The organism is Streptomyces sp. cf386, from assembly GCF_900103585.1.
Classification (GTDB): Bacteria; Actinomycetota; Actinomycetes; order Streptomycetales; family Streptomycetaceae; genus Streptomyces.
In genome coordinates, this window is sequence record NZ_FNHV01000003.1 from 154,636 (window position 1) to 181,236 (window position 26,601).

The 26,601-nt window shown below is 69.2% G+C and carries 25 protein-coding genes; 10 read left to right on the forward strand and 15 right to left on the reverse strand.

Annotated elements, in window-relative coordinates; translation table 11 throughout:
• Nucleotides 1-29 precede the first annotated feature (29 nt).
• The gene (locus tag BLU79_RS08605; RefSeq protein ID WP_093905064.1) at nucleotides 30-989 is read left to right on the forward strand and encodes a LysR family transcriptional regulator; all 960 of its coding nucleotides are present in this window, start codon (nucleotides 30-32) and stop codon (nucleotides 987-989) included.
• 71 nt (nucleotides 990-1,060) lie between these two features.
• Here BLU79_RS08605 and BLU79_RS08610 read toward each other — a convergent pair whose 3' ends face one another.
• On the reverse strand, nucleotides 1,061-1,822 hold the full coding sequence (locus BLU79_RS08610) for an alpha/beta hydrolase (protein ID WP_093905065.1): 762 nt from the start codon (nucleotides 1,820-1,822) through the stop codon (nucleotides 1,061-1,063).
• Nucleotides 1,823-1,959: 137 nt separating this feature from the next.
• Here BLU79_RS08610 and BLU79_RS08615 point away from each other — a divergent pair, with 137 nt between their 5' ends.
• The 3 genes from BLU79_RS08615 to BLU79_RS08625 all read left to right on the forward strand — a co-directional run bounded on the left by BLU79_RS08615 (nucleotide 1,960) and on the right by BLU79_RS08625 (nucleotide 4,860).
• Nucleotides 1,960-3,123, forward strand: coding sequence for an adenosine deaminase (locus tag BLU79_RS08615; protein ID WP_093905066.1), 1,164 nt, complete (start codon nucleotides 1,960-1,962; stop codon nucleotides 3,121-3,123).
• A gap of 137 nt (nucleotides 3,124-3,260) precedes the next feature.
• On the forward strand, nucleotides 3,261-3,644 hold the full coding sequence (locus BLU79_RS08620) for an ATP-binding protein (RefSeq protein WP_093905067.1): 384 nt from the start codon (nucleotides 3,261-3,263) through the stop codon (nucleotides 3,642-3,644).
• Between the two features lie 196 nt (nucleotides 3,645-3,840).
• Nucleotides 3,841-4,860, forward strand: coding sequence for a sigma-70 family RNA polymerase sigma factor (locus tag BLU79_RS08625; protein ID WP_093905068.1), 1,020 nt, complete (start codon nucleotides 3,841-3,843; stop codon nucleotides 4,858-4,860).
• On the opposite strand, the gene BLU79_RS08630 is transcribed toward BLU79_RS08625, so the two are convergent.
• On the reverse strand, nucleotides 4,744-5,130 hold the full coding sequence (locus tag BLU79_RS08630; protein ID WP_143052474.1) for an STAS domain-containing protein: 387 nt from the start codon (nucleotides 5,128-5,130) through the stop codon (nucleotides 4,744-4,746). The two genes, BLU79_RS08625 and BLU79_RS08630, sit on opposite strands and share 117 nt — an antisense overlap.
• A 166-nt stretch (nucleotides 5,131-5,296) precedes the next feature.
• On the opposite strand from BLU79_RS08630, the gene BLU79_RS08635 reads away from it, so the two are divergent.
• On the forward strand, nucleotides 5,297-6,217 hold the full coding sequence (locus tag BLU79_RS08635) for an AEC family transporter (RefSeq protein WP_093905069.1): 921 nt from the start codon (nucleotides 5,297-5,299) through the stop codon (nucleotides 6,215-6,217).
• 96 nt (nucleotides 6,218-6,313) lie between these two features.
• On the opposite strand, the gene BLU79_RS08640 is transcribed toward BLU79_RS08635, so the two are convergent.
• From BLU79_RS08640 to BLU79_RS08680, 9 genes are all read right to left on the reverse strand, one after another.
• Nucleotides 6,314-7,591, reverse strand: a complete 1,278-nt coding sequence (locus BLU79_RS08640) for a thymidine phosphorylase (protein WP_177000938.1) — start codon at nucleotides 7,589-7,591, stop codon at nucleotides 6,314-6,316.
• Nucleotides 7,592-7,684: 93 nt separating this feature from the next.
• Nucleotides 7,685-8,092 carry a cytidine deaminase gene (locus BLU79_RS08645; protein ID WP_093905071.1) on the reverse strand — a complete coding sequence of 136 codons (408 nt, stop codon included), beginning with the start codon at nucleotides 8,090-8,092 and terminating at the stop codon, nucleotides 7,685-7,687.
• Nucleotides 8,089-9,354 carry an ABC transporter permease gene (locus BLU79_RS08650; RefSeq protein WP_093905072.1) on the reverse strand — a complete coding sequence of 422 codons (1,266 nt, stop codon included), beginning with the start codon at nucleotides 9,352-9,354 and terminating at the stop codon, nucleotides 8,089-8,091. Before BLU79_RS08650 ends, BLU79_RS08645 begins: the two co-directional genes overlap by 4 nt.
• A complete protein-coding gene (locus BLU79_RS08655) occupies nucleotides 9,351-10,472 on the reverse strand; it encodes an ABC transporter permease (protein ID WP_093905073.1) in 1,122 nt (373 codons plus the stop codon). The genes BLU79_RS08650 and BLU79_RS08655 overlap by 4 nt, the downstream gene beginning before the upstream one ends.
• Nucleotides 10,472-12,058 carry an ABC transporter ATP-binding protein gene (locus BLU79_RS08660; protein ID WP_093905074.1) on the reverse strand — a complete coding sequence of 529 codons (1,587 nt, stop codon included), beginning with the start codon at nucleotides 12,056-12,058 and terminating at the stop codon, nucleotides 10,472-10,474. The genes BLU79_RS08655 and BLU79_RS08660 overlap by 1 nt, the downstream gene beginning before the upstream one ends.
• A 219-nt stretch (nucleotides 12,059-12,277) precedes the next feature.
• On the reverse strand, nucleotides 12,278-13,327 hold the full coding sequence (locus BLU79_RS08665; protein WP_093905075.1) for a BMP family lipoprotein: 1,050 nt from the start codon (nucleotides 13,325-13,327) through the stop codon (nucleotides 12,278-12,280).
• A gap of 333 nt (nucleotides 13,328-13,660) precedes the next feature.
• The gene (locus BLU79_RS08670) at nucleotides 13,661-14,716 is read right to left on the reverse strand and encodes a BMP family lipoprotein (protein ID WP_093905076.1); all 1,056 of its coding nucleotides are present in this window, start codon (nucleotides 14,714-14,716) and stop codon (nucleotides 13,661-13,663) included.
• A 420-nt stretch (nucleotides 14,717-15,136) separates the two neighbouring features.
• Complete coding sequence (locus BLU79_RS08675; RefSeq protein WP_093905077.1) at nucleotides 15,137-16,357, reverse strand: M20 family metallopeptidase; 1,221 nt, start codon at nucleotides 16,355-16,357, stop codon at nucleotides 15,137-15,139.
• A 388-nt stretch (nucleotides 16,358-16,745) separates the two neighbouring features.
• A complete protein-coding gene (locus tag BLU79_RS08680) occupies nucleotides 16,746-17,486 on the reverse strand; it encodes a hypothetical protein (protein WP_093905078.1) in 741 nt (246 codons plus the stop codon).
• A gap of 286 nt (nucleotides 17,487-17,772) precedes the next feature.
• On the opposite strand from BLU79_RS08680, the gene BLU79_RS08685 reads away from it, so the two are divergent.
• The 3 genes from BLU79_RS08685 (at nucleotide 17,773) to BLU79_RS08690 (ending at nucleotide 19,189) form a co-directional block, all read left to right on the forward strand.
• The gene (locus tag BLU79_RS08685; protein WP_093905079.1) at nucleotides 17,773-18,471 is read left to right on the forward strand and encodes a class I SAM-dependent DNA methyltransferase; all 699 of its coding nucleotides are present in this window, start codon (nucleotides 17,773-17,775) and stop codon (nucleotides 18,469-18,471) included.
• 280 nt (nucleotides 18,472-18,751) lie between these two features.
• Entirely contained in the window at nucleotides 18,752-18,916 is a 165-nt protein-coding gene (locus BLU79_RS48140) for a hypothetical protein (RefSeq protein WP_177000939.1), read from the forward strand.
• Between the two features lie 78 nt (nucleotides 18,917-18,994).
• Nucleotides 18,995-19,189, forward strand: coding sequence for a DUF397 domain-containing protein (locus tag BLU79_RS08690; protein WP_093905080.1), 195 nt, complete (start codon nucleotides 18,995-18,997; stop codon nucleotides 19,187-19,189).
• Here the strand turns inward: BLU79_RS08690 and BLU79_RS08695 are convergent, their stop codons facing one another.
• The 4 genes from BLU79_RS08695 to BLU79_RS08710 all read right to left on the reverse strand — a co-directional run bounded on the left by BLU79_RS08695 (nucleotide 19,190) and on the right by BLU79_RS08710 (nucleotide 23,985).
• Nucleotides 19,190-20,260, reverse strand: coding sequence for a hypothetical protein (locus tag BLU79_RS08695; protein WP_093905081.1), 1,071 nt, complete (start codon nucleotides 20,258-20,260; stop codon nucleotides 19,190-19,192). It abuts the gene before it with no gap.
• A gap of 133 nt (nucleotides 20,261-20,393) precedes the next feature.
• Complete coding sequence (locus BLU79_RS08700) at nucleotides 20,394-21,332, reverse strand: N-acetylneuraminate synthase family protein (protein ID WP_093905082.1); 939 nt, start codon at nucleotides 21,330-21,332, stop codon at nucleotides 20,394-20,396.
• A gap of 14 nt (nucleotides 21,333-21,346) precedes the next feature.
• Nucleotides 21,347-22,606 (reverse strand): acylneuraminate cytidylyltransferase, encoded by a 1,260-nt coding sequence (locus BLU79_RS08705; protein ID WP_093905083.1) that lies wholly within the window; start codon nucleotides 22,604-22,606, stop codon nucleotides 21,347-21,349.
• 65 nt (nucleotides 22,607-22,671) lie between these two features.
• Nucleotides 22,672-23,985 (reverse strand): DUF6716 putative glycosyltransferase, encoded by a 1,314-nt coding sequence (locus tag BLU79_RS08710; RefSeq protein ID WP_093905084.1) that lies wholly within the window; start codon nucleotides 23,983-23,985, stop codon nucleotides 22,672-22,674.
• A gap of 198 nt (nucleotides 23,986-24,183) precedes the next feature.
• Here BLU79_RS08710 and BLU79_RS08715 point away from each other — a divergent pair, with 198 nt between their 5' ends.
• Together BLU79_RS08715 and BLU79_RS08720 are read left to right on the forward strand one after the other, a co-directional pair.
• Nucleotides 24,184-25,164, forward strand: a complete 981-nt coding sequence (locus BLU79_RS08715; RefSeq protein ID WP_093905085.1) for a glycosyltransferase family 2 protein — start codon at nucleotides 24,184-24,186, stop codon at nucleotides 25,162-25,164.
• The gene (locus tag BLU79_RS08720; RefSeq protein ID WP_093905086.1) at nucleotides 25,164-26,528 is read left to right on the forward strand and encodes a polysialyltransferase family glycosyltransferase; all 1,365 of its coding nucleotides are present in this window, start codon (nucleotides 25,164-25,166) and stop codon (nucleotides 26,526-26,528) included. Before BLU79_RS08715 ends, BLU79_RS08720 begins: the two co-directional genes overlap by 1 nt.
• Nucleotides 26,529-26,601 lie beyond the last annotated feature (73 nt).

A 26,601-nucleotide genomic window follows, 5' to 3' on the forward strand; every position in this document is an offset into this window, starting at 1 on the left:
CAATGCATGGAATCGTCATAATCGTTCCCATGACGCATCAGCACAGCTCACAGCCTCGCCTGTCACCATCCAGTGACACAGAAGACATGGAAGATCTCGCAAGGTTGCTCGCCCCACGCCTCGCCCATTTCGTCGGCGTCGCCCGCACCGAGCACGTCACCCGGGCCGCCCAGGAGATGCAGGTCCCGCAGTCCACGCTGTCCCGTGCCATGGTGCGCCTGGAACAGGACCTGGGCGTCGACCTGTTCGCCCGCCACGGCCGTACGGTCTCCCTGACCCCCGCCGGCCGCACCTTCCTCGCCTCGGCCGAGCGCGCCCTCGCCGAGATCCGGCGCGCCGCCGACGAGGTCCGCGCCGACGCCGACCCGGCCACCGGCAAGGTCGCCTTCGGCTTCCTGCACACCATGGGCGCGGAAACCGTCCCCGGCCTCCTGCACGCCTTCCGCGCCCACCACCCGCGCATCCGCTTCAGCCTCGTCCAGAACTACGGCGAGGCGATGATCGAGCGACTGCGGGCCGGCGAACTCGACCTGTGCCTGACCTCCCCGGTGCCCGACGCCCCCGACCTGGTGGCCCGCCGCCTCGACGAACAGAAGCTCCGCCTGGTCGTCCCCGCCGACCACCGCCTCGCCACCCGCAAACGCATCCGCCTGACCGAGGCGTCCGACGAGATCTTCGTGACCCTGGAGCCCGGCTACGGCCTCCGCCGCATCACGGACGACCTGTGCAAGGAGGCGGGCTTCAGGCCCCGTATCGCCTTCGAGGGAGAGGAGGCGGAGACGCTGAGGGGCCTGGTGGCGGCAGGCTTGGGGGTCGCCCTGCTGCCACCACCGGCGGTGCCTCGCCCGGGAGTGGCGGAACTGACGGTCACGGCCCCACGAGCGGCACGAGAAATCGGCGTCGCCTGGCTGGAAGGCCGCCCGGACACACCTCCGGTGGCAGCCTTCAAGAAGTTCCTGCTCTCAAGAAGGGGAAGTCTGTTGCCCTAAGGGGCGCGGGGAACTGCGCGAGCAACCACAACCCACCCGCACCCGCCGACGAACCCTCCACCCCAACGGCGCTACCGCCGCAACGACTTACCGAACCCCGCAGCCAACGGCATCCGAAGCCCCAAAGGAGGCGGAGCCGCAAACGCATCGGCGACCGGCCGGGAGAACGCCCGCCCGAACAACACCCCCATGACAAAGTCCTCGGCCAACGCGAGGACTTCATCCCGGTACTGATGCAACCCGTGTCCATCGGCGTGCACTTCGAACCGGCACACATCCCGATTCGCCTTCTTCGCCCGCGCCGCCAGCCGGAACGACAACTCGGGATCGGTCCGCTCGTCATTCGTGCCGTGCACGATCAACACCCGCCGCCCCCCGAGCTGCTTCACCGGTTCGGGCGAGGCCGCCACATCCTCCTCCGGCAGCCAAGGTGCCACCGCGAGCACGGAGTTGACGGCCTCATGACCCGCCGCGCGCAGGGCCGCCCGCCCGCCCATGTCCACGCCGGCGAGGCACACCGGGACGTCCCCATAGCGCCGTACGACCTCGTCCGCGGCCCACAACGCGTCGCTCGCCTGGTTCGCGGCGCTGCCGTTCCACCCGCGGTAGCGGTAGTGGACGACGTGCGCGGCGAGCCCCTCCCCGCGTCCCGCCCGCACCAGACGGCGCCCCAACGACCGTACGTACGAGGTCGCCAACAACGTCGCCGGTTTGCGATGTGAGACCTCGTCACCACCGGGAAGCAGGAGCACCACCCCGCTCACCGCTGTCGGCTCCGGCCCGATCGCCCTGCCCAGCCGGGCCCTGCGAACCGGCGTCGCTTGTTGTGCCATGACAGAACAGTGTCAGAAGCGCGGGTGTACGCGACCCGTCCGTGGGGTCACCGTTACGTATCGACGGATGCGTAAAGCACAAAACAAGACGGGCGATGTAACCCACCCTCTACGCGCGTAGGCGTTACAGTGCGAAAATGACGAGCGAGACTGCCCAGAAGGCGACCACCCCGAGCTCGGATCAGATCCGCCGGGCGCCGAAGGTTCTGCTGCACGACCACCTCGACGGCGGGCTCCGCCCCGGCACGATCGTCGAGCTCGCCCGCGAGTCGGGCTACACCCAGCTCCCCGAGGCCGACCCGGACAAACTCGGCGTCTGGTTCCACGAGGCCGCCGACTCCGGCTCGCTGGAGCGGTATCTGGAGACCTTCTCCCACACCGTCGGCGTGATGCAGACCCGCGACGCCCTCGTCCGGGTCGCGCGCGAGTGCGCCGAGGACCTCGCCGAGGACGGCGTCGTCTACGCCGAGGTGCGGTACGCGCCCGAACAGCACCTGGAGGGCGGGCTCAGCCTCGAAGAGGTCGTCGAGGCGGTCAACGAGGGCTTCCGGGAGGGCGAGCGGATCGCGCGGGAGAACGGCCACCGCATCCGCGTGGGCGCCCTGCTCACCGCCATGCGGCACGCCGCCCGCGCGCTGGAGATCGCCGAACTCGCCAACCGCTACCGCGATCTGGGCGTCGTCGGCTTCGACATCGCGGGCGCCGAGGCCGGGCACCCGCCCACCCGGCATCTCGACGCGTTCGAGTACCTCAAGCGCGAGAACAACCACTTCACCATCCACGCGGGCGAGGCCTTCGGCCTGCCGTCCATCTGGCAGGCCCTGCAGTGGTGCGGCGCCGACCGGCTCGGACACGGGGTGCGCATCATCGACGACATCCAGGTGCACGCCGACGGCTCGGTGAAGCTCGGCCGGCTCGCCTCGTACGTACGGGACAAGCGCATCCCGCTGGAGCTGTGCCCGAGCTCCAACCTCCAGACGGGCGCCGCCGACTCCTATGCCGCCCACCCCATCGGCCTGCTGCGCCGTCTGCACTTCCGGGCGACCGTGAACACCGACAACCGCCTGATGTCCCACACCAGCATGAGCCGGGAATTCGAGCATCTTGTCGACGCATTCGGTTACACGCTCGATGACATGCAGTGGTTCTCCGTCAATGCGATGAAATCATCGTTCATTCCTTTCGATGAACGCCTCGCGATGATCAATGACGTGATCAAGCCCGGATATGCCGAACTGAAGTCCGAGTGGCTGTTCCGGCAGACCACGTCTACCAGCGACTCTGCCGCCGAGGACGAGTAACCGGCGGACCTTCGCGTGCACGGCATGCGAACGCCATTCACAATCCGTCCTCATTTCGATGTTTGCGGTGGCATGCGGGGCGTGTTTACGGTCGAGAACCGCTCACAACCCCGTAACGAATTTCGAGGACGCATTTCATGAAGCAGTCTGCTGCCAAGACCCTCGGTGTCGCCGCTCTCGGTGCCGCCTTCGCCGCCGCGGGTGCCGGCGCCGCGAACGCCGCGCCGGCCGCCCCGGACGCCGCGGGCACGGCGCTGGGCGTCGCCCAGTCGCTGCCGGCCGAGAGCCTCGCCGCCCAGGCCACCCCGGCCGCCACCTCGGGGCTCGCCCAGGGCCAGGAGGCGCTCACCACCGGCGTGGCCGCCGCGCAGCCGGCTGCCGAGCAGGCGCTGGCGGGCGGCCCGACCGGTGTTGCCGGGCTGCTCGGCGGTCTGCCGGTGCAGGGCCTGACCACCGAGGCGCTGCCGACCCAGGGGCTGCCCCTCCAGGGCCTGCCGGTGAACGGCCTCCCGCTCGGCTGAGCCCTCCGCACCGGAGAACCACATCGCCGGGGCGCACTCCTCATAGGGGGGTGCGCCCCGGCGGCGTGTCGTCGGCAGGGCATTCGACCTGCGCCTTTGTTCGCTCCGGGGGCCATTGTCAGTGGGCTGCGGTAGCTTCCGAAGGGTGGGCGCGACGAGGCGCATCACGGGATACGGCCACAGGGGTGGGTGGACGATGAGCGACGGCACGGCGACGACGACAACGGACCTCGACATCAGACTGGAGAAACACCGCGTCGAACTGACCGGGTACTGCTACCGCATGCTCGGCTCGTCCTTCGAGGCCGAGGACGCGGTGCAGGACACGATGGTCCGCGCCTGGCGGAGCTACGACAAGTTCGAGGGCCGCTCCAGCCTCCGGTCGTGGCTGTACCGCATCGCGACGAACGTGTGCCTGGACATGCTGACCGCCGGCAACAAGCGGGCCCGGCCGATGGACCTGACGGAGGCGACGCCGCTCGCCCAGGCGGCGCTCTCGCCCCGGCCGGACAACACCTGGCTGGAGCCGATGCCGGACAGCCGGGTGCTGCCCACGACCGACGACCCGGCCGAGGCGGCCGTCGCCAAGGAGTCGGTGCGGCTCGCCTTCATGGCCGCCCTGCAGCAACTGCCGCCCAAGCAGCGGGCGGTACTGATCCTGCGCGAGGTGCTGACCTGGAAGGCGAGCGAGGTCGCCGAGCTGCTCGGCACCACGGTCGCGTCGGTCAACAGCGCGCTGCAGCGGGCCCGCGCGACGCTCGCCGAGCGGGAGCAGCCGGGGGCCGAGGCGGCCGTCTCCGACCCGCTGGACGAGGAGCAGCTAAAGCTCCTGGAGCGGTATGTCGCGGCCTTCGAGGGCTACGACATGACGGCGCTCACCGCCCTGCTGCACGAGGACGCCATCATGACGATGCCGCCGTTCGACCTGTGGCTGACCGGCGCCCGGGACATCACCGGCTTCATGACGACGCTCGGCGCCCCCTGCGCGGGCTCGCGACTGGTGCCGGTCCGGGTCAACGGGCTGCCGGGGTTCGCACAGTACAAACCGGATCCGGAGAAAGGCGGCTTCAGCCCCTGGGCGGTCCAGGTCCTGGAGCTCTCAGACGGCCGGATCACCGGGTTCCACTGCTTCCTCGACACCCAGCGCTGGTTCCCGCTGTTCGGGCTGCCCCTCCGCCTCGAAGCGGAGCCCGACAAGGTCGAGGAGGGCGTGTAGCGAGGGGTCCGCGTCCCGCAGCCGGATCCGTCCCCCGGCGCGTCGCGCGGCCAGCTGCAGGCGCGCCAGCAGATCCACGACGCCCAGCCCCGGCGGCCCGAGCCCACCGACATCGCACACCAGCACCCCCACCCCACTGGCCTCCAGCCGCCCCCGCACCTCGTCGCACAGCCCCGGCACCTCGTCCCTGGTGACGGGGCCGGCCAGCACGAGTACAGCGGGTGTCATGGCGTCCACGATCGGTAGACCGGGCGGGGGGACAGAACTCATCGGGCCGGGCGCCGGTCGGTGATTTCCGCTGCTCACGGCCCGTGCGGTGTCCGCCGACCGAGATCACGTTGACCCGGTCCCCTCCTCCCCGGAGGGTTAGCTGCATGCCCCATGTATCAGCGCGTCCCCGAATACCCTGCGTCTCCCTCTCCGCCAAGGAGGTGCCGTGCAGGGGGTGTTGACGGGGTTCGCGGTGATCGCGGTCGTCATCGGGGTGGGCTATCTGATCGGCCGACGCGGTTACCTCGGTGACCAGGGCCGCGAGGTCCTCACCAAGCTGGCCTTCCACGTGGCGTCCCCGGCCCTGCTGTTCACCACGCTCGCGCAGACCGACCTCTCGGTGATCTTCTCCAGCAGACTGCTGGTCACGGCGCTGAGCACGGCCGCCGCGGCCGGAGTCTTCGTCGCGGTCGGTGCCCTACGGGGCTGGGGTGTGGGCCGTACGACGATCGGCGCCCTGTGCTCCAGCTACGTCAACTCCGGCAACCTCGGCATCCCCATCGCGGTGTACGTCCTGGGCGACGCCTCCCTCGTGGCGCCGGTCCTGCTCTTCCAGCTCGTCGGCGTCACCCCCATCGCCCTGACGGTCCTCGACCTGTCCGGCAAGGGCGCGAAAGGCCCACTGCGGCGCCGGCTCCTGGTACCGCTGCGCAACCCGATCGCCGTCGGCTCACTGGCGGGCGTCGCGGTGTCGGCGGCGGGGGTGAAGGTCCCGGCGCCCGTCCTGGACCCGCTGACCCTGATCGGCGGGATGTCGGTCCCCGCGGTCCTGCTGGCCTTCGGTATCTCCCTGTGTGGCAGCACGATGCCGGGCCGCGGGCCGGACCGGCTGCCGGTGCTGCTGTCGGTCGCGCTGAAGTCGGTGGGCCAGCCGGCGGTGGCGTGGGCACTGGCGGTGGGGGTGTTCGGGCTCCGGGGCGCTCAACTGCTGGACGTGGTGGTCACGTCGGCCCTGCCTGCCGCGCAGAACCTGTACACGTACGCGTCGAGTTATCGGGTCGGTGAGCGGTTGGCCCGGGACTCGATTCTGCTGTCGACGGTGATCTCGGTGCCGGTGTTGGTGGTCGTCGCCGCGCTCCTGGGCTGACCTGAGCCGAAGCCCGGCAAGCGCGACGGGCCGGGAACCCGAAGGCCCCGGCCCGTCGCATGGTCACCCGCCTCGGGCGATACGCGCCAACTCGCCTCAGGCGATGCGCTCCAGCACCACCGGCGACGCCGTGAAGTCCGTTCCCGCCGCCGCGATGTCGTAGGAACCCTCCACCGCCTGCAGCGCGTACTCGAACCGCTCCGGCGTGTCCGTGTGCAGGGTCAGCAGGGGCTGGCCCTCGGTCACCGTGTCGCCGGGCTTGGCGTGCAGTTCGATGCCCGCGCCCGCCTGCACCGGGTCCTCCTTGCGGGCGCGCCCGGCACCCAGGCGCCAGGCGCCGACGCCGATGTCGTAGGCGTCGAGGCGGGTCAGGACGCCGGACGACGGGGCCTTGATGACGTGCTGTTCGCGGGCCACCGGCAGTTCCGCGTCCGGGTCGCCGCCCTGGGCCGCGATCATGCGCCGCCAGACGTCCATCGCCGAGCCGTCGGCCAGCGCCTTCGCGGGGTCGGCGTCCTTCACGCCGGCGGCGTCCAGCATTTCCCGGGCCAGCGCGATGGTCAGCTCCACCACGTCCGCCGGGCCGCCGCCCGCCAGGACCTCCACGGACTCGCGGACCTCCAGGGCGTTGCCCGCCGTGAGGCCGAGCGGGGTGGACATGTCGGTGAGGAGCGCGACCGTCTTCACGCCGTGGTCGGTGCCGAGGCCCACCATCGTGGAGGCCAGCTCACGCGCGTCCTCGATTGTCTTCATGAAGGCGCCGGTGCCGACCTTCACGTCCAGGACCAGGGAGCCCGTGCCCTCCGCGATCTTCTTCGACATGATCGAGGAGGCGATCAGGGGAATCGCCTCGACCGTGCCGGTGACGTCGCGCAGCGCGTACAGCTTCTTGTCCGCGGGGGCCAGGCCGTCGCCCGCCGCGCAGATAACCGCGCCGGTGCCGTCCAGCACGGACAGCATCTCCTCGTTCGACAGCAGCGCGCGCCAGCCGGGGATCGACTCCAGCTTGTCCAGGGTGCCGCCCGTGTGGCCGAGGCCTCGGCCCGACAGCTGCGGGACGGCGGCACCGCACGCCGCGACCAGGGGCGCCAGCGGAAGGGTGATCTTGTCACCAACACCGCCCGTGGAGTGCTTGTCGGCCGTCGGGCGGGACAGGGACGAGAAGTCCATGCGCTCGCCGGAGGCGATCATCGCGGCCGTCCAGCGGGCGATCTCGCGGCGGTTCATGCCGTTGAGCAGGATCGCCATGGCGAGCGCGGACATCTGCTCGTCGGCGACCTCCCCGCGGGTGTACGCGTCGATGACCCAGTCGATCTGCTCGTCGCTGAGCTCACCGCGGTCCCGCTTGGTGCGGATGACAGAGATTGCGTCCATGGCCATGGCTTTCCTTCCGGCCGAGCATTCTTCAAAAACGACGCGGCCCCTCCGAGCGGCTCGCTGGAGCAACTCGGAAGGGCCGCACAGGAGTTACCTGGTGAGGTGGTCCGGCCCGAAGGCCTGGGGCAGCATCTGGGAGAGCGGCAGGATCCCCGCCGGAGTCTCCAGCAGCAGTTCCGGGCCGCCGAACTCGTGGAGCAGCTGACGGCAGCGGCCGCACGGGACCAGGACATCGCCGTTGCGGTCGACGCAGGTGAAGTGCGTCAGCTTGCCGCCCCCTGTGTTCTGCAGCTCCGAGACCAGCCCGCACTCGGCGCACAGGGAGAGACCGTACGACGCGTTCTCGACGTTGCAGCCGGTGATCGTCCGGCCGTCGTCGACCAGGGCCGCGACGCCGACCGGGTAGCCGGAGTACGGGGCGTAGGCGCGGGACATGGCGTCCCGGGCCGCCGCGCGCAGCTTGTCCCAGTCGACGTCGTGGGAGGCGGCCGTACTCACTTGCCCTGGCCCTTCTTGTACGGCAGTCCGTCCGCCTTCGGCATGCGCAGGCGTTGCGCGGACAGTGTGAGGACGATGAGCGTGATGACGTACGGCGTGGCGGAGACGACCTGGTTCGGGACCTCGTTGGTGGTGGCGTACCAGGCGTATACCAGGGCGCCGATGACGGCGGTGATCATCGACGAGGCGTACTTCTTGGTGACCACGAGCCAGATGGCGCCGATGATCAACAGGAGCGCACCGAGCAGCAGCAGGGCGTGGACGTTCTGGGAGCCGCCGCGCAGGTTGAGGCTGTCGGTGTAGCCGAACAGGCCGGCGCCGAGGGCGAGGCCGCCCGGCATCCAGTTGCCGAAGATCATCGCGGCGAGACCGATGTAGCCGCGGCCGCTGACCTGGCCCTCCAGGTAGAAGGGGTTGGCCACGATGGAGAGGAACACGCCGCCGAGGCCGGCCAGGCCGCCGGAGATGACCACGGCGATGTACTTGTACTTGTAGACGTTCACGCCGAGGGACTCGGCCGCGACCGGGTTCTCACCGCAGGAGCGCAGGCGCAGACCGAAGGCGGTGCGCCACAGGATCCACCAGGTCGCCGGGATCAGCGCGATGGCGATCAGGGTCAGCCAGGAGACGTTGGTGACCAGGCCGCCGAGCAGGCCCGCGATGTCCGAGATGAAGAACCAGCCGTGGTTGTTCAGGTCCCGCAGCCCGTCGGACAGGCCCGGCACGGTGAAGTGGCCGAGCGAGTCGATCGCCGGGGACTGCTTGGCGGAGCCGCCCGCGTGGCCCTCGAAGGCGAGGGGCGCGAGGTAGCGGGTGATGCCGAGGGCGAGGATGTTGATCGCCACACCGGAGACGATGTGGTTGACCCTGAAGGTGACGGTGGCGATGGCGTGCAGGATGCCGCCGATGCAGCCGCCGATGATGCCGACGACGACACCGGTCCACGGCCCCCACTGGAAGCCGGCCCAGGCGCCGAACCAGGTGCCGAGGATCATCATGCCTTCGAGGCCGATGTTGACGACGCCCGCGCGCTCGGCCCACAGACCGCCGAGACCGGCGAGGCCGATCGGCACGGCGAGCTGGAGCGCGGTGGACATCTGGCTGACGTTGGTGATGCCGTCGGCGCCGGTGATGATGCGGACGATCGAGGTCAGCGCCAGGGCGCCGGCGATGACCAGCAGCAGCACGGGCCACGACAGGCGGCGACCGGTCGGCGCGGCGGGCTGCAGCGTGGGCTGGTTGACGTCGGTGGCGGTGGTCATCGGCCAGCCACCTCCTTCGTGTTGTTGTCGGCGCCGAGCACGTGGCCGGCGGCGAGTTCCGCGCCGACCCGGCGCTGCTGGCGGCGCAGGCCCCACTCGCGTACGGCTTCGTAGGAGACGACGACGGAGAGCACGATCAGGCCCTGCATGATGACCGCGATCTCCTTGTCGTAGTCGTGGAAGTCCAGCTCGGGCGACGCCTTGTCGAGCCAGGCCCACAGCAGGGCGGCGAAGGCGATGCCGACCGGGCTGTTACGGCCGAGCAGGGCGATGCCGATACCGAGGAAGCCGATGCCGGTGGGGAAGTTCAGGCTGTACGTGTGGGTGTCGCCGAGCAGGATCGGCAGGCCGGCCAGGCCCGCGATGCCGCCGGAGAGCAGCATGGCGGTGAGCACCATGCGCTTGGGGTCGACACCGCTGGCCGCCGCGGCGGACTCCGAGGCACCGGAGGCGCGCAGGTCGAAGCCGAAGCGGGTGCGGTTGAGGACGATCCAGTAGGCGATGCCGAGCAGCACGGCGAGGAAGACCAGGCCGTAGATCTCGCCGGCGTCGCCCATGTCGATGCCGGGGACCCAGCCGGACTCGTGCATCTCGCCGGTGGTGTTGTTGTTGCCGACCTTGACGCCGAAGACGTTCGGCAGCCACAGGTAGGCGATGACCGAGGTGGCGATCGCGTTCAGCATGATCGTCGCGACGACCTCGCTGACGCCGCGGGTGACCTTGAGGACACCGGCGATGCCGGACCAGAAGGCGCCGGTGCAGACCGCGGTGAGGATCAGCAGCGGGATCTGCAGAGCCGCCGGCAGGTTCGCGTGGGCGCCGACGACGGCGGCCATCATGGCGGCGAGCTGGTACTGGCCGTCGACACCGATGTTGAACAGGTTCATCCGGAAGCCGATGGCCACCGCGAGGGCCGCGATGTAGTACATCGAGGCCTGGTTGATGATCAGGACCTGGATGTCGGAGTACGAGGCCTGCTCGAACATCAGGGTGTACGGCTCGATCGGGCTCTTGCCCGAGGCGATCAGCACGATCGCGCTGAGCACGAAGGCCACGGCGAGCGCGATGACCGGTCCGGCCACCGCGAGGAGCACACGCTCCTTGTCGAACTTCTTCATCAGCGGGCCTCGTCTTCCGGAGCCTCGGGAGACTTACGGATCTCGGGGGTGTCTGCGCCGGGCTCGGCGGTCTCGTCGTGTTCCAGGTGGCCGGTCGCGGCACCGGTCATGGCCGAGCCCAGCTCCTCCGGCGTGATGGTGGCCGGGTCGGCGTCGGCGACCAGCTTGCCGTTGTAGATCACGCGGAGGGTGTCGGACAGGCCGATCAGCTCGTCCAGGTCGGCGGAGATCAGCAGCACGGCCAGGCCCTCGCGGCGGGCCTCGCGGATGTGGTCCCAGATCGCGGCCTGCGCGCCGACGTCCACACCACGGGTCGGGTGCGCGGCGATCAGGAAGCGCGGCTTGTGGCTCATCTCGCGGCCGACGATCAGCTTCTGCTGGTTGCCGCCGGACAGGGAGGCGGCGGTGACGTCGATACCGGGGGTGCGGACGTCGTACGCCTCGACGATGCGGCGCGTGTCCGCCTGCGCGGCCTTCGGGTCCAGCCATACGCCCTTGGCGTTGGGCTTCTCGGTGACGTGGCCGAGGATGCGGTTCTCCCAGAGGGGGGCCTCCAGGAGCAGACCGTGGCGGTGGCGGTCCTCGGGGATGTAGCCGATGCCCTGCTCGCGGCGCTTGCGGGTGGTCCAGCCGGTGATCTCCTCGTCGATCATCGTGATCGTGCCGGAGTCGGCGCCCTTGAGGCCGATGAGCGCGTCGACCAGCTCGGTCTGGCCGTTGCCCTCCACGCCGGCGATGCCCAGGACCTCGCCCGCGTGGATGGTGAAGGTGATGTCGTCCAGCAGGGCCTTGCCGCCGGCCGTCTCCAGGCGCAGCTTGTCGACGGTGATGACCGGGCGGTCGGTGACCGTGGACTCGGCGGTCTCCGGCGTGGGCAGCTCGCTGCCGACCATCATCTCGGCGAGCTGACGCGGGGTCGTCTCGGCGGGAACGGCCGTACCGACCGTCGTACCACGACGGATGACGGTGATCTCGTCGGCGACGGACAGCACCTCGCCCAGCTTGTGGGAGATGAAGATGACCGACAGGCCCTCGGCCTTCAGCTCGCGCAGGTTGTCGAAGAGCGCGTCGACCTCCTGCGGCACCAGGACGGCCGTCGGCTCGTCGAGGATCAGCGTGGTGGCGCCGCGGTAGAGGACCTTGAGGATCTCCACGCGCTGGCGGGCGGCGACACCGAGCTCCTCGACGAGGCGGTCGGGCTGCACGCCGAGGCCGTAGCGCTCGGAGATCTCCTTGATCTTCTTACGGGCCTTGGCGCCGATGCCGTACAGCTTCTCGCTGCCCAGGACGACGTTCTCCAGGACGGTGAGGTTGTCGGCGAGCATGAAGTGCTGGTGCACCATGCCGATGCCGCGCACGATGGCGTCGGCCGGCGAGGAGAAGCTCACCTGCTCGCCGTCGATCGCGATGGTGCCCTCGTCCGGCTTCTGCATGCCGTAGAGGATCTTCATCAGCGTCGACTTGCCGGCGCCGTTCTCGCCGACGAGGGCGTGGACGGTGCCCTTGCGGACGGTGAGGTGGATGTCGTGGTTGGCCACGACGCCCGGGAATCGCTTGGTGATCCCGGCGAGCTCGACGGCGGTCACCTGACCGTTGACCGCCGCTCCGGCCGGAGGGCTGCTGGACGCGTTGATGGCGCACTCTCCTGGGGACGGGGGTCGTCTACGCGCGTAGCGCCCCTATGGCCTGAAAGGGGCCGACGCACCGCGAACAACGGGGTACGGGGAAAGCCCTTGGAAAGCCTCCCCGTACCCCGTTGAGCGGACGTAACCCCGGGGTTACCGCTGCTCAGGGTGTTGCTGCAATCAGCTGGACTTGACCTTGATCTCGCCGCTGATGATCTTCTCCTTGGCCGTCTTGATGGCGTCCTGCAGCTCGGTGTTGTCCGCGAACTTCGGGTTGGAGTTCGACAGGCTCACCTCGCCGGTCTTCAGATCGCCACGAACGATACCGGTCTCCGGCTTGCCGTCCTCGACCGACTGCGCCAGGTTGTACACCGCCTTGGCGACGTCCTTCATCGCCGAGGTCAGGATGTGGTCCTTGTACTTTGCGAGAGCTTCCTGCTTGTACTGGTCCGAGTCCACACCGACCGCCCACACCTTGTTGGCGGCGGCGGCCTCGATGACACCCTGGCCGGACAGACCTGCGGCCGCGTAGACGACGTCGGCCTTCTTCTCGATCTGGCCCTCGGCGGCCGACTTGCCCTTGTCCGGGCTGGAGAAGCCACCCTCCTCCGCGGTCTGCGTGAGGTACTGGGAGAGGACCTTGACCTTGGGGTTCGTGTCCTTGACGCCCTGCTCGAAGCCGGCCTGGAACTTGTGGATCAGCGGGATGTCCACACCGCCCACGAAGCCGACCGTGTTCGTCTTGGTGCTCTTGGCGGCGGCGACACCGGCGAGGTACGACGCCTGCTCCTCGGAGAAGACCAGGTCGGCCACGTTCTTCGACTCGACCGTGGAGTCGTCCACGATGCCGAAGGTGGTGTCGGGGAACTTCTCCGCGGCACCCTTCACGGCGGCGGCGTACGCGTAGCCGACGCCGATCACCGGGTTGTAGCCCTGCTTGGCCAGCGACACCAGTCGCTGCTCCTTGTCGGCGTCCGTCTCGCCCTCGGTCGGCTCGACGTCCTGGGTGTCGTACCCGAACTCCTTCTTCGCCTGCTCCAGACCCGCGTACGCGGCGTCGTTGAAGGACTGGTCGCCCTTGCCGCCGACGTCGTACGCGATGGCGAGGCCCTTGTCGCCGTCCTTCGACTCGGACGAGGCCGAGGTCGAGGTGCCGCCGCAGGCGGAGAGCGCGAGGGCCAGAGAGGCGGTCGCTGCGCCTGCGACCGTGATCCGGGAAATCCGGCGCATGTGTCGATGCTCCTGTCGTACGAGCGCCGGGACGGGTACTGCTTCACAGGTACTGCTACACAGATACAGGTTCACAGCTACGGCGCTGGCTTTCGCCGCAGATTAACGCGCGTAGACCTGCCTGAAAACCCCTTCTGTCCACCTTGTTATCCGCCCGTGGCCAAGTCCACGCGAGGCCTTGACCAATGGCTTGCCGACAGCGAAGGGAGGGTGGCGGTGGGTGATCCGCGTACGGGCGCTCCGAGCGCCGGGAACGACGGAGCGGGCGGGCACCCCCCGGATGCCCGCCCGCCCTGTGTGCGTACGACCGCTACTGCTCGGTGACGACCGCTACTACTCGGTCTTGACCTTGATGGAGCCGTCGATGATGCCCGCCTTGGCCTTCGCCACGGCGTCGGAGAGACCCGCGATCTTGGCGAACTCCGGGTTGGACTCGGACAGGCCGACGCCGTTGACCTTCAGGTCGAAGGTCTGGGTGCCGGTCAGCGGCTTGCCGTCCTCGACGGACTTGGCCAGCGCGAAGACCGCGCCGCCGACGTCCTTGAGGGCGGAGGTGAGGATGTAGCTCTTGTAGTTGGCGAGCGCCGCCTGCTTGAACTGGTCGGAGTCGACGCCGATCGCCCAGACCTTGGCCTTCGCGGCGGCCTCGATGACGCCCTGACCCGACAGACCGGCCGCCTGGTAGACGACGTCGGCCTTCTTCTCGATCTGGCCCTCGGCGGCGGCCTTGCCCTTGTCGGGGCTGGAGAAGCCGCCCTCCTCGGCGGTCTGGGTCAGGTACTGCGAGACGACCTTGACCTTGCCGCCGCTGGTGTCCTGGACACCCTGCTTGTAACCGGCCTCGAACTTGTGGATCAGCGGGATGTCCACACCGCCCACGAAACCGACCGTGTTCGTCTTGGTGGCCTTGGCCGCGGCGACGCCGGCCAGGTACGAGGCCTGCTCCTCGGCGAAGACGAGGGAGGCGACGTTGTCGCCCTCGACCACCGAGTCGACGATGCCGAAGGTGGTCTTCGGGTACTTCTTGGCCACGGCCTCCATCGCGGGACCGTAGGCGAAGCCGACGCCGATCACCGGGTTGTAGCCCTGCTTGGCCAGGGAGGCCAGGCGCTGCTCCTTGTCGGCGTCCGTCTCGCCCTCGGTGGGCTCGATGTCGGCGGTCTTGTAGCCGAACTCCTTCTGGGCCTTCTGCAGGCCGGCGTACGCGGCGTCGTTGAAGGACTGGTCGCCCTTGCCGCCGATGTCGTACGCGATGGCGAGACCCTTGGTGTCGCCGCTGCTGTCGCTGTCGCCGCTGCTTTCACTGCTGGTACCGCCACAGGCCGTGGCAGCGAGCGCGATCGACGCGACCCCCACCGCGACACGGGTCAGTTTGGAAATCCGACGCATCGTGAAGTCCCCATTCTCCAAGCCCCGCAGTGGGTGCTGAGTTCGGCGCACATTAACGCGCGTAGACACTCCTGGGAACGGGGTTCCGCCGTGCCGTTATCCATTCGTGCCGATGGCCGGTTACGTCCTTGTGAACCATCGGATCGAAAGGCACGCATGGGGCGACCGCACCGGAGGTACCTCCGCTGCGATGGCGCTCGGGACGGCCCGCCATGGGGCAAGACTCCCCCCGCTGTGCGTTGGCCGCAAGCGGACAGGAAGGTCCGGTCGGCGATCACACTCAACGCCGCGCAGGGCAACGTCCCTCAGGGGCGCGGGGCTGTATCGATATGGGGCTCCGCCGCGCGGGCGCGACCAGCCACGACGGACCCGTAGCCGCCGCACGACCGCACCCCCTACGGCGAAGGCGTGCCACCCCGCCTAACCCGCGGAGTCGATCAACGCCGCCGCAGTGAACAGCTCCACCCCCACCGTGATGGCGGACTCATCGACGTCGAAGTCACCCTGATGCAGATCCCGGCCGACCCGATCACCCGGCAGACGCACACCCAGCCGAGCCATGGCGCCAGGGACATGCTCCAGGTACCAGGAGAAGTCCTCACCCCCGAGGCTCTGCTCGGTCCCCTCGACGGAGTCGGCCCCACGGCGAGCGGCCATGGCGGCACGCATCAGCTCCGTCGCGTCGGGGTCGTTGACGACGGGCGGGACCCCGCGGACGTAGTTGATCTCCGACTTGGCGCGGTGCAGGTTGGCGACCTCGTCGATGGCGGCGACGACCAGGTCCGGCGCCTGCCGCCAGGTGTCGAGGTCGAGGCAGCGCACGGTCCCGGAGAGCTCGGCGTGCTGCGGGATGACGTTGGGCGCGTGGCCGGACTCGACGCGCCCCCAGGTCACGGCGAGCCCGCTGCGGGCGTCGGTACGCCGGGCGACGATGGCGGGTACGTCGGTGACGACCCGGGCGGCCGCGGTGACGAGGTCCGTCGTCAGGTGGGGGCGGGCGGTGTGGCCGCCGGGCCCGTCGAGGGCGATTTCCAGCCGGTCGCAGGCGGACGTGATGGCGCCCTCCCGCAGCCCGATCTTCCCCGCGTCCACCTTGGGATCGCAGTGCACGGCGAGCATCCGCCCCACTCCATCCAGCACCCCGCACTCGACGACGTCGGCGGCGCCCCCGGGGAGCACCTCCTCGGCGGGCTGGAAGATCAGCCGGACGGGACGGGGCAGCTGCCCGCGCTTGAGCAGCTCGGCCAGGACCAGCCCGGCGCCCAGCACGACGGTCGTGTGGACGTCGTGGCCACAGGCGTGGGCCCGGTCGGGCACCCTCGACCGATACGGGCACTCACTCTTCGTGTCCGGGATGGGCAGACCGTCGATGTCGGCGCGCAGGGCGAGCATGGGCCGCCCGCCGTCCCACTCCCCGATGTCACAGATGAGCCCGGTTCCGATGGCCAGCACACGGGGCTTCAGGCCGGCCTTCTCCAGACGGGCCTTGATCGCGGCGGTCGTACGGAACTCCTGGTTACCGAGCTCCGGGTGCATGTGCAAGTCGCGCCGGAACTCGACGAGTTCGGCACGGAGCGCCTCCGGCAGGGTGCCGGGAAGGGCGGCTTCCCCTGGGTGATCGACCTCGGACTCTGCGGACATCAGTTGGTTCACCCTCTGAAGGGTAGGACGCCGAGGTGGCCAACTGACCCTCGATCAACAAAAGTTCAACCCGTTTGGGGAAGAAAATCTGGCCGCCCGACGCATAGGTATCGATTTGGGTGGGTAAACTCGCCCGCCTTTCCGCCGAGTCGATCATGGAATCGACGGTGGCGGAGAGTGACGGCGGTAGTCATCTACACCTCAACGCATACCACGCCGCGGACAGAACCGTCGGTTGTGTTCGTCTGTCGGGATCGCTGACCCGGGATGAACACCCGAACGTCCGCCCAGTCGCCGCACGGCCGGCCCCGGCGGCGCTTGGACCCGCGTGTCGAGGACGGCGGACACGGGAACCACCCGTCCCTACATGTCGGAAGGCACCGCCCGGTTATTCCAGCTGCCCTACATCGACGACGTCTTCAGATGATGGGGCGGTCGCCGAAACGGGCTGGTCGTAGTCGGTCAGCGTGAGATCGCCGGGCCCGTCCCCACCTTGCGTGACGACCCTGAGGATGTAGGGCTTGTCCTCCGTGGCGACGTAGGTGTCCGTGGTGGCCCCGTCCTCTTCCTTGGTCAACGTGATCGCTGGTTTGCCGTCGACCTCGGCTTCCCTCCCCTTGCTCACCCCGTCCCTGACGTACGTCTCGAGCTCCTGGACCAGGGCATTGATGTCGCAGAACTCGGCCATATCACCAGCGCCCTCTGTTCCAGGAGGCACCTTGAGCCAGCGGCCGTCGAGCAAATTGATCAGCTCTTGGGCGTCGACCCCTTCCTCTTCCGCGATCTTGGTCCAGAAGGCGTCGTCACCGTTCACGTACGTGATATCCCCGATGATGACGAGCCGACCAGTTCCACCGTTGATGCCCACCGTGCCTGCGCAGTCGCCTTCCTTGTCCACGGCGAAATCGATGCGGATCTCCTCCTGGTCGCTGCGCCCCGAGCCCTCTATCCGGAGGGAGTCCGCGCCCTTGGTGGCGTCGATCGCTTTTTCCGCGATCTCTTCAGGGGGGAGATCCTCGACGTTGTTCGGGTCCTGCTGGGTGCTGACGGCCGTGAGTCCAGCCATCACAAGCACGGTGGTGCAGGCTGCTGCCGCGACTCTCGACAGACGCCGATGCTGGGGAGCCATGGCTGTCTCCTGTCGTCGATCTGCCCCTTACTCCACGATGTGACCGGCCTCCGTACGGGTGCAACAGGAGGTGCGGAAGGTACCGAGGGAGCGGCACCGACCGGCGCCGGGTGTGAGGTGTCGAGCACCGGCCGTGACAGGTGGCCGAGAGTTTGAGCTGCGCAAGTGGCGGATCCTGCCGGTCATCTCCCGCAAGGCGCCCCGAAGATCCATCGGCCGGGAACTCCTGACACACCCCTGGTGAACTCCCGGACGCCTCTCCACCCGCCGCACTAGGGTGCGGCGGGTGACCGCCGAAAACCCCCGGACCCCCCAGAGCCCCGCGACCACCGAGTACGCCGACTTCCTCGCCGCCACCCGTACCTCGTACGACGCCATCGCCCCCGCCTACACGGAGGCCTTCTCCGACTGGCCGGCCGACAGCCACCCCCTGGACCGCTCCCTGGTGACCGCCTTCGCAGAACTGGCCCGCGAGCACGCCCCGGCCCCGGTCGCCGATCTCGGCAGCGGCCCGGGGTCCGTCACCGCCCACCTCGACGGCCTCGGCATACCGGTCTTCGGTGTCGATCTGTCGCCCCGGATGGTGACCTTGGCCCGCCGGGCGCATCCCGAACTCCGGTTCCATGTGGGCTCGATGACTTCACTGGACCTGCCGGAGGAGACGCTGAGCGGGATCCTGGCCCTCTACTCGATCATCCACATCCCGAACGATCACTTGACCGCGACCTTCGCCGAGTTCCACCGCGCCCTGAAGCCCGGTGCCCCGGTGCTGCTGGCGTTCCAGACCGGAGACACCGAGGACCGCCTGCACATGACCGAGCGCTTCGGCCAGGAGATCGCGCTCGACTACCACTGGCACACCCCGAACACCGTGACCGACGCCCTGACCAAGGCCGGCCTCCAGCTCCGGGCCCGCGTCCTGCGTGAGCCGGAGGGCGAGGAGAGGCGGCCTCGGGCGTTTCTGCTGGCGCGCAGGGCGGCGTAAGGGCGAACTTGACGCCATGTCCATCAGGCGTCGGTGGATGAGCTCGCACCAGACACGCTGCGCAAGCCATCGACAGGGCGCTCCGCGAGCTCTCCTACACGTCCTCCCTGTCAGCTGGGCCAGGTTGGCAGACGTAGGGACGAGTTCACGTCATATCCCAAAGCCTCGGCGGGAGCTCCTGGGCCCGTGTCAGTGCGATCAGTTACGGTCGGATTCGCACACGCGATGATCAATGCGAACGGCATCGCGAGCACGGCCTGAACGGGGAGGTTCACGGGGGATGGGCTACGTTCTGCCCGGTTGGCTGGACGAGATCCTGGACTTCATCGGGATCAACTGGCCGAACGTCGACGAGGACGACTACCGCGAGATGGCGGACGCGATGCGGCACGGCGTTCCTCGACTCCGAGGCCCAACTGGAGCACTTTCGAACGCTCTTCCGTAAGGTGAAGGAAGCGTCACTCTCCCCGGGACAGTCACGTGACCTCATCCACCAGTTGGCCAAGGAAATGTGAGGACCGGCATGACCAGCCCCACCCAGTGGAAGAAGTCGTCCTACTCCGGTGGCGGAGAAGGCAACGACTGCGTCGAGATAGCGAACTGCCCCCACCGCATATCCGTCCGCGACTCCAAGGTTCCGGCCGGGGCAGCCCTTACCTTTCCCGCCTCGGCCTTCAGCGTCTTCATCGAAGCCCTGAAGCCGCCTTCAGCCAAGTGATCACACGGCCGTAACCGCCGACAGCCGAGTGACATCCCGAGCCGTCCCCGTAACCCCCGACAAAAACCCCTGCGCCCGAGGCGAAGCATTCTCCGTCAGCCAAGCCGGATCGATGTCACACACCGCGACCCGCACCTCAGTACCGGTCAGCGCCAGCGGCAACGTATGCACGACCGTCGACGGGAAGCTCAGGATCGTCCGGCCGATGGGCCCGCGCCGCGCGATCAGCTCCAGGGGCAGATCCGGCCGTACGACCTCCAGCCCCGTCTCCACCGCGAGCCGGTGCAGTTTCTCCGCGCTCTCCCTCCGATGGGCGAAGTAGCGGGTGGCGCCGTGGGTCTTGGCCAGGGAGCTGACGGCCTCCAGGTAGCGGTCGCCGTCCACCACGCCCGTCTCGACCAGCGACGTACCCACCATGTCCGCGCCCTTGGTGATGCGGGGCGGGCCGAAGCGGTCGCGGGTCCAGGCGAAGGTGTTGGCGGTGACCGTGACGCCGTCCGGGGTCTGCTCCATCGGCATGGACGAGAAGATCTCGACCGTCCGCCGCTCGCTCGGCGTCAGACGCTTGCGGGCCGCCGACGACACCGGGGCGAAGACCAGGTCGCGCGGGCCGGGGCGGCCGCCCTTGCGGTGCCAGCGGACCAGGCGTTCGCCGCGGGCGAGCTGGGCGACGAACTCCATCGTGGCCGTGCCGTCGTCGACCACGACCAGGTCGCGGGCCTTGGTGATGGTCAGGAGGAGCTGGACGTAGCGGGAGAAGGGGTCGCCCAGGACTATCCGGGCCGCACGGCGGAGCAGACCCGCCAGGCCGCCGATCGTCTGGAAGGGGGCCGCCGCGCCGCCCCGCGCCTCCTCCCAGCGCACCTCGTGCCCGTCGTCGCGGGCCAGCTCGGCCATCCGGCGCAGCTGGCCGCGGGTCATGGGGTCGATCGGGGACAGGACGACGAGGGTGAGTCCCGCACCGTCGGTGTGCTGGTGGGTGTGCGCCCACTCCAGCACGTTCAGGAGCTGTACCGGGCTCTCGACGAAGGCGAGAGTGTGGGGGCCGGTGTTCCCGGCGCGGGTGCTCATCGACGTACGACCGTCCCGTCGTAAGGCGCTCATGCGGCGCTCGTATTCAGAAGTCGCTAGAACCGGCTCCGAGTCCGAGCGCCCGCACTGGGAGCACTCGGACCCGGATTCAGCAAGGTCTGTCAGGTCTGTCTCAGACCGAGACCGGCTCGCCCGCCGCCGCGGCGATCTCCGCCTCGGCGACCACACCGGCGACGCGGCGCAGCTTCTTCATCGGGCCGAGCTCCGAGTCGTAGACCTGCTTGACGCCGTTACCGAGGGAGGCCTCGATGGTGCGGATGTCGCGGACGAGGCGGGTCAGGCCCTGCGGCTCGACCGAGGCGGCCTGGTCCGAACCCCACATCGCGCGGTCCAGGGTGATGTGACGCTCGACGAAGGTCGCCCCGAGCGCGACCGCGGCGAGGGTGGTCTGCAGGCCCGTCTCGTGGCCGGAGTAGCCGATCGGGACGTTCGGGAACTCCTTCTCCAGCGTGTTGATCACGCGGAGGTTGAGCTCCTCGGCCTTCGCGGGGTACGTCGAGGTGGCGTGGCACATGAGGATGTTGTCCGAGCCGAGGACCTCGACCGCGTGGCGGATCTGCTTCGGCGTCGACATGCCGGTCGACAGAATCACGGCCCGACCCGTCGCACGCAGGGCGCGCAGCAGCTCGTCGTCGGTGAGGGAGGCCGAGGCGACCTTGTGGGCGGGGACGTCGAACTTCTCCAGGAAGGCGACGGCCTCGGTGTCCCACGGGGAGGCGAACCAGTCGATGTTCTTGCTCTTGCAGTACTCGTCGATCTGGCGGTATTCGTCCTCACCGAACTCCACGCGGTGGCGGTAGTCGATGTAGGTCATCCGGCCCCAGGGGGTGTCGCGCTCGATGTCCCACTGGTCGCGCGGGGTGCAGATCTCGGGGGTGCGCTTCTGGAACTTGACGGCGTCACAGCCGGCCTCGGCGGCCACGTCGATGAGCTTGAAGGCGTTCTCCAGCTCACCGTTGTGGTTGATGCCGATCTCGCCGCAAATGTAGACGGGCTTGCCCGGGCCGACCTCACGCGAACCGAACGAGCGCAGACGGGAGTAGGTGCTCATGGCAGAAGATGTCCTTACTTGCTGAGGGAGTCGAGAGAGGGGCCGAGGATCCAGCTGGCGATCTCTCGGATCGCGCCGTCGCCACCGGGGGTGGCGGTGACCGCGCGTGCGGCGCCGCGCACGACGTCGTGGGCGCTCGCGACCGCCACGGGCCAGCCCACGAGGGCGAAGCACGGGAGGTCGTTGACGTCGTTGCCGACGTAGAGCACGCGCTCAGGCGCGATGCCCTGCTCCTCGCACCACTGCTTGAGGGCGAGGTCCTTCCGGTCGATGCCGTGCAGCACGGGAATCTGCAGCTTCCGCGCGCGGGCGGCGACGACCGGGTTCTGCTCCGTGGACAGGATCAGCATCTTGAGCCTGCTCTTGCGCAGGGCCGCGATACCGAGGCCGTCTCCGCGGTGCACGGAGACGAACTCCTTTCCATCGGCATCGATCAGCACCCTGTCGTCTGTCTGGGTGCCGTCGAAGTCCAGTACGACCGCGTCGATGTCGTCGACGGTCGGGAGGGCGCCGGGTCGGTCCGCGTCGAACAGCGGCGCCAGCGCGCGGGCGCGGGCCAGGTCGTGCGGATCGTCGATCTCCAGGACCCGGGCGGGGTCGGTGCGCACCAGTTCGGTGCGGCCGAAGAAGCGGTGCTTGTGCTCGCGGAAGCCGCCGGCGGCCATCGCGTAGGCGGCGCCGGTCTCCAGGAAGTCCTGGGGGCGGTCCTGGCGGCGCGGGCGGAAGGACTTGTCGTGGTTGACGCCGTAGCCGCCGGTGGTGGCCGCGCGCTCGGACTCCGCGGCGGTCGCGTCGTCGTCGCCGTGGCGCCATACGAATCCGTGGAAGGGCGCGACGGTCAGGGAGGTGTCGGCGCCGTTGGCGACGATGGCCTTGACGACGCCGTCGATGTCCTCGCGGACGATGAACGGGCTGGTGCACTGCACGAGCAGGACCACGTCCACCGGCGCGCCGTGCTGCGCCTCGTGGGCGTCCATGGCGTGCAGTACGGCGGCCTCGGACGTGGCGGTGTCACCGGCGATGGCGGCGGGGCGCAGCACGACCTCGGCGCCGGCCTGCCGGGCGGCGGCGGCGATGCCCTGGTCGTCGGTGGAGACGACGACGTCCGTCACCAGACGGCTGGCCCGGCACTCGCGCACCGCCCGGGCCACCAGCGGTACGCCGCCGACGGGCATGAGGTTCTTCGCGGGCACGCCCTTGGAGCCGCCGCGCGCGGGGATCACGGCGAGCACGCGGGGCACCGAAGTGCCTTGACCTGCTTCCGGGTTGGACATGGGCTCCACTCCTTGGGCTCCTTGGAAAGGCTTCGGGGCGCGTCCCGGCGCCCCGGTCGGGTCGCTCACAGCTCCCCCATCCGCCGGATGACAGGGGCCACGCGCTGCACGCCGTGGCGGTAGGCGCCGCGTGCCGCCCGGCGCACTATCTGGCGGACCGGGCCGGGCTCCTTGTCATGGGCGGGGGCGCCGGGCAGCGGGCTGCCGTCCGGGCCGAGGTGGTGGCGGGCGAGGATGCCGGGCAGATAGCCGGGCGCGGTGGCCGGCGTGTAGTACGGCGTGAGGGCGGGCAGCCCGCCGGGCCGGTCCAGCAGCTTGGCGATGCGCTGGCGGGCGGCGTCGAAGGCCGTGGCGTACGAGCCGTCGGCGCAGACGCCCTGCCGGGACACCCACTCCTCGTCGGCCGTCGGGCTGTGCCCCTCGTCGAGCTGGTCCCAGGAGGCGAGGCAGCCGGAGCCCACGAAGTGGTGGTTGCCGAGCACCTCGCGCACGCCGAGGTCGCTGAGGACGACGGTGGGGATACGGCGGTGCAGCGACTCCAGCGCCGCCGTGGAGCTGATGGTGACCAGCAGGTCGGTGCGGTCGAGGACCTCGCCCATGTTCCCGTAGACCAGCTTGAAGTTGGCCGGCGGGTCGAGCGGCTGGACCAGCTTCTGGTACGGCAGCTCCTCGATGTGCGTGGTGTGTTCGCCCGGCTTGGACCGCAGCTTGAGGAGGACCTCGCGCTCGGGGTGCTTGCGGGCGTGCTGGATCAGCCGGTTCAGCAGGTACGTACGGTCCTTGCGGCTGTCCGGCACGGAGGGCTGGGCGGCGAAGACGACCGTGTACGGGTCGTGCGCACCGGTGTAGGGCTCCCCGCCTAGGAACGGCAGCGCCACCTCGGTCACGGACGAGGAGTCGGCGCCGACCCCCTCGTAGACCGCGCGGAAGCGCTCGGCGTCCTGACGGGAGTTGGCGAGGACGAGGTCCGCGCCGTGCCGCAGCAGCAGGCCGTCGGCGAGCTTCTCGTAGACGACGCCGACATAGCCGGTGACGACGACGGGCCGCTCCGGGCGTTCCTCCCAGACCCGTTTCAGCCCGTGCAGCATGGCCTGCACGCCCCCGCCGACGAGCGCGAGGACCAGGACGTCGTACGACTCCTGCGCCATGGTCCGCAGGAACTCGACGGCGGTCACCTCACGCAGGGAGTCGGCGTGGACGCCGACTTCCTGGAGCTGACGGGCTGTGGGGGTGGCCCGGCCACGCAGGAGGTATCCGTCCAGACGGATGTCCGAATTCTCCGGAGCGATACGGTTCGCGGTGAGCGCGCCCCATTTCCACCGGGTGTCGGAATCCGCGAGTACGGCCACTCGCCGGGTCTTCGTCACACTTGCTGGCACGTCGACGACGCTAGGAAGCGATTTCAAGGTTCCGCCCAACCAGAATGCAACAAACGGTTAACAGCACATCGACTAACGACGAATCGAGGCCAGAAGTCGTTGAAAAACAGCCTGGTTCACTGCATCGCCACGTGTCGTTCACCTGACATCAAGCTGCGAGTAAAGACGGATGCCGGACCGACCCCTAACGTCCCTCACGTGGTCAAGCTCTCCGTCATCGTGCCGTTCTACAACGTGCAGCAATACGCGCCAGACACCCTGAAGAGCCTGCGGGCGAACACACGTGGGGATTTCGAGTTCATTCTCGTCGACGACTGCTCGACGGACGGGACTCCGGACATCCTCGCGCGCGCGGAGCGCGAGCTGCCGGGTGCGGTGGTCGTCAGACACGAGCAGAACGGAGGGCTGGCCACCGCGCGGAACACGGGCATCGACAAGGCGCGCGGCGAGTACCTGACGTTCCTGGACGGCGACGACTGGCTGGCGCCCGGCTACTTCCCGCAACTCCTCGCCGCCATCGAGGAGTTGGGCTGCGACTTCGTCCGTACCGACCATGTGCAGTGCACCGGTCGGGCGCGCAGCATCCACCGGGTGCCGCACGGCCGGCGCTGGACGGTGATGAACCCGCGCGAGGCGATCCTGCCCGCCGACCGGTCGACGTCCGTGGACTACGCGTACGCGTGGGCGGGCATCTACCACCGCCGTCTGGTCGACCGCGGAATCCTGCACTTCACGCACGGGTTGCGCACCGCCGAGGACCGGCCGTGGATCTGGAAGCTGCACCGGGAGGCGGAATCCTTCGCCGCGGTGGGTCTGCTCGGTGTCTACTACCGGCGCGGAGTGGCGTCCTCGCTCACCCAGATCGGTGACGTACGACAGCTGGATTTCATTCGCGCGTTCGACCAGGTAATCGAGGAAACGGCGGCTGACCCCCAGGCCGATAAACTGCTTCCGAAAGCCGTGCGTACTTATTGCGCGATCATGGCTCATCATCTCGGACAAATCGAGAGGTTCGAACCCGCCGTGGCTCGAAAACTGCGCTCGTTGAGCGCCGCCGCCCTGAAAAGAATGCCGCAGGACGTGCTCGCGGAGGTCATGGACTCGATGGACGCGCAGCGAGCGGCCCGACTGCGGCGGGTGCGCCGCAGGGCGGTCGGGGCCCGGACGGTGGCCGCCTGATGCCTCGCACCACCCAGATCTTCTGCGCCTCGACGCTGTACGGCGCCGCGACCCTGGCCGCCGCGCTGGACGCCGGGCTCTTCGAACCGGCCGACCGCCGGCTGCTGCTGGTCACCAACAACGCGACCAACCCGGAGATCACCCCGTCCGTCGATGCGATGCCGGGCTTCGCCCAACTGCGCGAGCGCTTCGACGAGGTGCTGTCCTGGAACGAGACCATCTCCCCGTTCCATCCCAGTGGCTGGTCCCCGCGCGAGAACGACATCCCCATGTGGGAGCGGTACGTACGGCTGCTGTGGAATCTCGGCGACGACGAGATCCAGCTGGCCGTCGAGTCCGTCCAGGTCAATCCGGCGCTCGCGCTGTGCCAGTTGTTCACCGGCGCTCCCGTCGACGTCTACGCGGACGGCCTCATAAGCTATGGCCCCACGCGCGACAAGATCGACCCGCTGGTCGGCACCCGTGTCGGCCGGCTGCTGCACCTCGATCTCGTCCCGGGCCTCACCCCGCTGCTGCTCACCGAGTTCGGCGTCCCGTCCGAACTGGTGCCGTCCGAGGCGTTCCTGAAGGTGCTCGGCGAACTCGCCGAGGCGGAGACCGGGTTGCCCACCGCCGCCCCGGACGCCGACGACCGGCCCGCCCTGCTGCTCGGCCAGTACCTCTCCGCGCTCGGCATCCTCACCGACGCCGAGGAGGAGGACCTGCACCTCAAGATGGTGCGCGGCGCCGTCGCGCTCGGCCATCGCAGGCTCGTTTTCAAGCCGCACCCCGTCGCGCCGGCCCGCTGGTCGAAGCTGCTGGAGGACGAGGCGGGCAAGCTGGGCGCCGAACTCACCCTCCTCGACCGGCCCGTACTCGCCGAGGTGGCCTTCCAGCGGCTGCGGCCCGCGCTGGTCGTCGGCTGCTTCTCGACCGGGCTGTTCACCGCCGCCGGTCTGTACGGCCTCCCGGTCGCGCGGGTCGGCACCGACACCGTGCTGGCCCACCTCACGCCGTACCAGAACAGCAACCGCGTGCCGTTGACCATCGTCGACGCGCTGCTGCCGGACATCGCGGACGCCGCCGCGGTGAACGCCTGGGCGATGCCCTCGCGCGAGCGGGTGGACGAACTGGCCGCGCTGCTGGGGGCGGTCGGCTTCGCGATGCAGCCCAAGATCTACCCCGGGCTGCGTGGCACGGCCGAGGCCTACCTCACCAAGCACCTGAACCCGCACACCTGGCGCTACTTCAAGCGCAAGCGCCTGACCTCGCTGGCCCTGCCCGGCGCCGTACCCGCCCAGCTCTCCTTCATCCCGCGTAACGCGACCGTGCGCCGACTGGCGCGCCGGGCGCGGGCACTGAAGCAGGTGGCCGCCCGGAAGTAGCCAGAGACAAGGGGTGGTTGTTCATCCATGTGACACCTTTGCGCTCCCTGAGCGTCAGCCGTCACTCACCTTT